The 7,274-nt window shown below is 48.6% G+C and carries 3 protein-coding genes; 1 reads left to right on the top strand and 2 read right to left on the bottom strand.

Annotated features, from left to right (window positions below; genetic code table 11):
* Positions 1-177: 177 nt before the first annotated feature.
* Both ACXLDX_RS06185 and ACXLDX_RS06180 read right to left on the bottom strand, forming a co-directional pair.
* Entirely contained in the window at positions 178-609 is a 432-nt protein-coding gene (locus tag ACXLDX_RS06185) for a hypothetical protein (protein WP_457576325.1), read from the bottom strand.
* Between the two features lie 224 nt (positions 610-833).
* Positions 834-2,297 (bottom strand): glycosyltransferase family 4 protein, encoded by a 1,464-nt coding sequence (locus ACXLDX_RS06180; RefSeq protein WP_457576324.1) that lies wholly within the window; start codon positions 2,295-2,297, stop codon positions 834-836.
* 529 nt (positions 2,298-2,826) lie between these two features.
* Here ACXLDX_RS06180 and ACXLDX_RS06175 point away from each other — a divergent pair.
* Positions 2,827-7,242 carry an acyl-CoA dehydratase activase gene (locus ACXLDX_RS06175; RefSeq protein WP_457576323.1) on the top strand — a complete coding sequence of 1,472 codons (4,416 nt, stop codon included), beginning with the start codon at positions 2,827-2,829 and terminating at the stop codon, positions 7,240-7,242.
* Positions 7,243-7,274 lie beyond the last annotated feature (32 nt).

The following is a 7,274-nucleotide window of genomic DNA, read 5'->3' as shown; positions in this document are numbered from 1 at the left end:
ACTGATCAGCCTATTTGCACCTGAATCCTGCACTCCAGAAACAAAAAAGGATCATTCTGCCATATCTCACTGCATTACGATATTTTCGGCAAATTCACCCAGTCACTTTTTGAGTGACTGGACCTTTTCCATTTTCTCTGCCCTGCCGGATTCAGGTTGCGTTTTCCCAGAATAAGATCAATTAAAAGTGGACGGACTGGCGAAGGATCCCCCTCCTCCTCCCGCTGATTTTCCACCAGAAAAACCTGCAGTTACAGGTGTATAAGCCTGACTGTCAGCCACGGCATCTCCACACTCGGCGACACTCTTCTTGTAGCCGGCTGTAATAATCATTTCTGAAATATCATGATTCATTGCCGCCTCTCTCACATCCTGTCCCTTGACACCGGCACAATAGAGCGCAACAACCAGGTTCTGAGGATTCAACCCTTCAAGCGCCAGTCCTCTTTCTACTATTGCATCAGGCTCAGCACCTTCCTTCAAAGCATCTATAACCGCCTGATCAATGCCTTTATTAAAAAAATTATCTTCAAAATCAACCTGCCATTCTGCAAATGCCACGGTACAGAACAATACAGTTGAAATTATCGAGATCAAAATTCTCTTCATCTGGCCCTCCTTTAAAATAAATCGGAACAACGCTTCCGACTCTCTGCTGCCGATAAATCTTTACAAAATATCTATGCAAATAATGAGCCAAAAACAGACACACCCTCCATCACCGTTCATCTCAGTGTATTTACAATTCTTTTAAATGTCAATCCCTTTCAGCCATCTTTTTGTCCTGTTTTTCGAAAAACATTTTTCCGGAAAAACGACCCAAACAGTTCGGATTACCTGTTTCGGGGTGCGGTTTTTTCCAGATTATCGATAAATCCATGCAAAATAAGGCTCTGATTCTTTTCCAGGTCAAGAAATTTAAAACCATGGTACCGTTTTTCACCTCGGCGGGACATCCATAAATGCTTCACGGGTATATCAATCAATTGGTTTTCCGCCGTTCCAGGAAAAGATATTGTCACCACACATTCCCTGCAGACAAACCCAAGTTTGTCAATATTAGCAAGAAATCCTGTTCTGGAAATATTCAGCAGGGTGCCGTCTAGGGCAAATTCAGAAAAATAACTTGAACAGGTTATGGCCATCTCAACTTCGTATCTGACAGCTCCCCGGAAAAAACGATTGGCTCTCAGTCTTGTCAAAAAAGAGTGGACAATCGCCGGGCAGTTCTGTGGTTTTTCCCTTCTCTGGAAGGCTCTTATCATTCCGGCAATTCTTTCTGTAAGCCCGTCAGCCAGGAAGTTACAGAGGAAATAAATGAGAAAAATTCCGAAAAGGAAAAATTCCGGCAATTTCAGGATGCCGCCTACAATACCAACCCCGGAAAGAATGATTACCAAAGTCAGAAGTATTTTTACAGCCTGCTTTTCACTGCAGCCATGTTTTACCAGAATATGGTGAAAATGAGTTTTATCAGGCTTAAAGGGACTTTTGCGCTCAAAAATCCGTTTCAACATAACAGTAAGGGTGTCAGCGATCGGAACGGCTAACACGAGCAGGACAATTATTGGCGAAATAGTTGAAATTTCACCCTGGGTAAGGGCGATGGCCATGAATGACAGGGAGAAACCCAGACAAAGACTGCCCGCATCACCCATAAACAGTTCAGAAGGTGCCCAGTTGAATTTCAGAAAACCCAGAACAGCACCGGCGAGTGCGAGATTCAGCAGCATCAAGGTATTATCTGATGACAAGGATGCCAGGACGGCGAATGCAATAAAGGCGATAAAGGCAAAACCACCAGCCAGCCCGTCAAGCCCGTCTATCATATTGACCGCATTGGTTACCCCCACAACACAGAAAACAGTCACAGTCCAGATAATCCAGGCAACAGCGGGGACAACGATCGCTCCAAGGCCAAGCAGGTCACCAAAAGTGTGAAGTTGCACCTTGCTGAGATAAATCAGCAGACTTGTTGCTGCAATCTGCGCAAGAAATTTTTTCCGATGTCCGAGTTCGAGAAAATCATCAAAAAATCCAACGAGAAGCAGCAGGGCAAGCCCGGAAAAATACCCTCTCATCCCCCCCAGGGGTACAAAAATCAGGGAACTGAATGTCGCTGAAATTATAATACCGATACCACCGACAAGTGGCTGTGGCACATGGTGCATCTTCCTTTCATTGGGTACATCCACCAGACCAATTCTTTTGGCAATAATTGATAAATTAGGCAAAACAAACAACGCCGAAAAGAAAGAAACCAGAAAAGTAAGTATTACACTGAGTTCAAAAGGCATTTAATCTGCCACTCCACTTTATTCCGCAATAAGAATTAACCTGCATCCGTCAAAAAAACTAGAATTTTCATCTGAATCCGGAAGCATCCGCTGGTAAAACTGCCTGATTTTTCTGTAAACAGACCTAATTATTCCCACCTTGAAAAAATTTATCTTTTCAAGGTGAACTTATGAATTTCATGTTCACCTGGCGTGATGTTATCACACGAAAATATCGCAAAGCCATCACGGATTCAATTTTTCATATTAACAACAGGATAGCATATTATCAGAGTTTCAATAGTAATTTTTTGATAAAGAAATCTTTATTGCGGACAAAACTCAGCCTGGTACTTGTGAACCTGGGGATGTGGCTGAATTTCATGGGTAATAAGAAAAATCTTTGGCACCTCCGACCAAATACGGTTCAAAGATGATAAAATCAGATAGTTGTTACCCCTGTGAGGAGTTACACCTGTTGAGTTCGCAGAAAACTTTCAGCATCCCCTGACAGTAGTCCCGGTTCATCGATTCCACTACCGAAATAAGAGTGACACGAACCCGACCCGACCTGCACCAGGTTGATTTTGACCGTTTCATCTCGAAGGATTTCGGTTATAAACTGGAAATACTGTTTTTTCTCACACGCGATGAAATGATAACATCAGACATCCCCCCCGGAGGCTGCCGCAGGAAACACAGATCGGGAAATTCTGACAACAATTTTAAAACCGCAAATGACATATTGAAAATGACAAAAATGTACCTTGGAGTAGACGCAGGCTCAATCAGTCTGGATGCAGTCATAACAGACCACAACGGCAAAACCGTGGCTGAAACTGTTGTTCTCACCAGGGGCCGGACAAACCATGCGCTTGAAAAGGCTCTCCTTGAACTTGACAGAAAATATCCAGACTGTTCGTTGGCCGGCGTATGTGTCACCGGATCAGGACGAACCATTCTTGCGGAAACTCTCCAGGCAGTCAGCGTGAATGAAATAACCGCCCACGCCATGGGTACAGCCCCCCTGCTGCCTGAAAATAAGGCATGTTCCCTGCTTGAAATCGGTGGTCAGGATTCCAAATTCATTACCCTCAAGCGTCGAGACCGAACAGTAGAGGTCCTGGACCACTCCATGAACAGTCTCTGTGCAGCCGGTACAGGTACTTTTTTTGACGGCCAGGCAGCCCGACTCGGCATATCTGTTGCCGAACTTGGAGAACTTGCCCAAAAGGCGAAAAGGGCTGCCCATGTGGCCGGTCGTTGTGTTGTCTTTTCAAAAACCGATATTATCCACCATCAGCAGACTGGAACAGGCAGTGACGAGCTGGCCCTCGGCCTCTGTGAAAGTGCTGTACGTAATATCATAGGCACCCTGATACATGGCAGGACAATTCACCCCCCTCTTTTTTTTACCGGCGGTGTGGCCGCCAACCGTGGAATGTGCCGGGCCCTGCTCACAGTTTTGAATTTGAAGAAAGACCAGTTGATTGTGCCGCCCGATCATCGTTTACTGGGGGCCATCGGTGCTGCTTTACGGGCCAGAGAGGAAAAAACAGACGGTTCACAAAAAACAATTCGGGAACTGCTCAACATGCTGTCCCCGGCAAAAAAAACAGCCTGTGCTCCCGCCGCCTCCTTCACTGACGCTCCAAAAACCATACGGCCTCCTTCCCGTCCATCCTCCGTGGAACCGGGAAAAACAGTGGACATAGGTTTTGATCTGGGCAGTGTAAGTATCAAATGGGCCATAGTTTCCAGCAAAAGCATTCTCGATGAATATTACGCCTTTACCAGGGGGGACCCCCTGAAAGCCCTGGCCCGGGCCCTGACTGAACTCCGGAAAAGCCCGGTATTGGTAAACAGAAGAGTCCGTACTGTCGGTGTCACAGGTTCCGGTCGAAAACTGGCAGCCAGACTACTCAAAGCTGATATCGCGGTAAACGAGATCACGGCCCATACCACCGCCATGCGCATGCTGGACCCGAAGGTTGACACCATTTTTGAAATCGGAGGTCAGGATGCCAAATTTGTCCGTTTCGAAGGCAATCAGATCAAGGAATTTTCCTTGAACACTGCCTGTTCCGCCGGTACCGGTTCACTTCTTCTTGAAGAATCAAAAAGACTGGGACTCAATGTCGAAGAGCTGGACCATATGGCCGCCATGACGGAACATGCTGTCGATCTGCAGGATCGATGTACTGTTTTTATCGACTCCGACCTGGTGGCCAAAATGCAGCAGGGTGTCACCCTGGAAAAATTAAGCAGGGGTCTCCTCCATGCCGTAGCCCGCAATTATATAGAAAAGGTGGTGGGACACAGGAAAACAGGCAGCCATATTGTATTTGCAGGTGGTGTATCCCGTTCCCGCGTAATCACGGATGAACTTGGTCGTCTCACGGGAAAAAAAGTCACAGCTTCACCATGGGGGCCGTTCAGCGGAGCCATTGGAGCCGCCCTGGTTGCCGGCCGTACAACTCTTTTTCGAAAAGAACATGATCTCTCCAGCCTCACCATTCCACTCAAACTCAGGAAAAACCTTCTGTTCACCTGCAACGGGTGTGGAGGAAGCTGCTCTGTCAGGCAACTGGAATTTGACAATCTGAAATTTTATACAGGAGACGGCTGTGGTCGTTGGAGTGAAAAGAATACCAAACCGTCCGACAGCGAAGCTGATATTCACCGCCCCCGCAACCTGCTGGACAAACGAATTCACCTCTGGGAATTTGACGAAGAAAAAACACCTCTCAGCCCTCAGACCATTGGAATACCCCGCGCCCATCAGACATGGGACATGCTCCCCTTTCTCAGGACATTTTTCTCTGAACTGGGACTACAGATCGCGCTTTCTCCACCAAGCACACCATCTTCTGTTCAACATGGCGTCACCCTGAGCCGTGCAGAACAGTGCATGCCTGTGAAAATCGCTCTCTCCCACGTTGATATGATCCTGCAAAAAGGGGCAAAAGCCCTTTTCGTTCCGGTTTTTGGTGAAATGGAACAGGACCCCCGCCTGAAGGATCCTGTTGCTGAAAGACTGATTAACTGCATCTATTCCCTGCAGCTCGGCTCAGTTATCAGGGCAACTTTTGCGGACCGGGCGAACAAACGCCGACTTCCCCTGCTCCATCCATCCATCCCCATGAACCAGGAACGGGAAAAACTTGCGATACAATCCCTCTGCAAGGCTATGAGACCACTAGGAAATTTTTCCCGCAGCCAAATCCGCCAGGCTTTTCGAAAAGCAAAAGCCAGACTGCAGAATATCAAAGAACAATCCTCCCGGCTCGGCCTGAAAACTCTCGGCAACGCAACAGCGAAACAACCGGTTGTTGTTCTGTTCGGTCGCTCCTATACACTCTATGACCCGGTTCTCAATATCCAGATAAGCCGCAGGCTTGAACGACTGGGACTGACTCCGGTACCTTATGATACCATTCTGGCTGACAGTACAGTTCCCCCCGAACTCAGTCATATGCAGTGGCAGACAGGTACCGAACATATACGCGCAGCGGCAGCTATTAAAGCTGTTGCCGGGGCCTACCCGCTCTTTCTCTCTTATTACGGCTGCGGGCCGGACGCTTTCATTGCCAAAAGCCTGCGCCAGGTCCTTGGAGACCGTCTTTCCCTGCAGATTGAACTGGATGGACACAGCGGAGAGGCTGGACTTGAGACCCGTCTGGAAGCTTTCGCCGATGCCATTTTCTCAGGCAATTCCCTGAAAACAGGCGCCCGGACAAAAAAACAGAATATTCCCCTCCGGCACCCCGAACGCCTCAAGGGCAGAACCATTGCCATGCCCTATTTCGCTGACCATGTCTATGCTTTTGCAGGAGCACTGGAGCGGGCGGAAATGTCGGTGATCATGATGCCCCCGGCCACGGAAGAAACCCGTATCCTGGGAGAGCAGTATTGCGATGGAGGCGAATGCAGCCCCTATGCGATGATCCTGGGAGACCTGGTGAAATGGGCCCGGGACAATTCTCTGCCCCAGAACAGAAAAGGATTCTTTATCACCTCGGCCAAAGGTCCCTGCCTGCTAGCCCACTATGCTCACGCCTTTTCCCGTGTTCTCACGGACCTTGACGCCCATGAGCTGCTCGTATGGAACCCGTATGGCTCTGAACTGCCCAGAGTCATGTCCCTGTCCGACCTGATGGAACTGTGGCGGGGAATTGTCGCCTGTGATTACTTCTGGCGCTGGAGCGTAGCCCTTCACCCTTACGCACTCCGGAAAGCTGATCTTACCGAGGCAAAAAAACAGGCCTTAGACTGGATCCGGACCGGGGTGCGGGAGGGTTCTGTTTACGAAAATATCAGAAAAGGTGTTTCCATCATGAAGGCCGTGCCCGTAGACCTGAGCTCCAAAGAGAAACGTTTTAAAGTCGGTATCGTCGGCGATATCTACACCCGCGTCAACCCCCTGGCCAACCAGGGACTGTATGACAGGCTGGAGGAACTCGGATGCCAGGTGCTCGCTCCACCCTTCATGCTGGACGGCCAGCTCTATGATGCCTGGACGGACCCCATCCAGGATATCTACAGCAGAAGATTTAGAACAGCTCTTAAACGCACTGTCCAGTCAACCGTCCAGCTCAGAGAGGCAGCCCGTATCCGCAGACTCTTTCCCAACAACCCGGAAATCAGTTTTGACGGTTCGGGACTCGACTGGTTCCGTAACACATCCACCTACTGCAGCAACCAGTCCGACGGCTACCTTGCCCAGAACCTTGGTAAAACCCTGGACTTTATCAAAATGGGTGCGGACGGTATTCTCAGTGTAATGTGTCATAACTGCATGGTCGGCCTTACTTCCGATGCCCTTTTTCCGGAAATACGTGCCAACCACAACAACATCCCGATCGCGTCAATTTCCTATGATTCGATAGGAGACACCCACATTACCACCAGGCTGGAAGCCTTTGTTGAATTACTGAGAACCCGCAGAAATGGAACAGCAAAATGAACCTGATCACTGGAAAGGGTGCCTGTGAGTAA

The organism is Desulfomarina sp., from assembly GCF_054039375.1.
The sequence above is the reverse complement of the archived record's forward strand: the minus strand, read 5'-3'. Positions and strand labels throughout refer to the sequence as shown.

What these genes read in the sequence shown, in the direction of transcription:
- ACXLDX_RS06185 (WP_457576325.1), bottom strand. Translation starts at nt 609, where the DNA reads ATGAAGAGAATTTTGATCTCGATAATTTCAACTGTATTGTTCTGTACC.
- ACXLDX_RS06180 (WP_457576324.1), bottom strand. Translation starts at nt 2,297, where the DNA reads ATGCCTTTTGAACTCAGTGTAATACTTACTTTTCTGGTTTCTTTCTTT.